Source organism: Salicola sp. AFF1 (assembly GCF_056783195.1).
This window is the reverse complement of record NZ_JBXAYL010000254.1, coordinates 1-233: the sequence shown is the minus strand read 5'-3', so window position 1 is coordinate 233 and position 233 is coordinate 1. Positions and strand designations below refer to the sequence as shown.

The following is a 233-nucleotide window of genomic DNA, read 5'->3' as shown; positions in this document are numbered from 1 at the left end:
ACGCTCCTCTCGATTCCTGTCCTGCTCTACAGCCCGACCCTCCAGGAATGGCTGGGCTTCACCGTCCCCACGTTCCCGGGGAGCGAGTGGATCAACCCCGTCTTCGCGGTCATCGTCTTCGCCTACGGTGGGATTCCGTTCCTCCAGATGGCGGTCCCGGAACTGAAAGACCGGGCACCGGGGATGATGACGCTCATCTCGATGGCCATCTCGGTCGCGTTCGTCTACAGTCT

General features: G+C 62.2%; 1 pseudogene. It reads left to right on the top strand.

Annotation, left to right across the window (positions count from 1 at the left end):
* Positions 1–233: pseudogene (locus AC1RQI_RS17560) on the top strand (copper-translocating P-type ATPase); the annotation flags it as partial.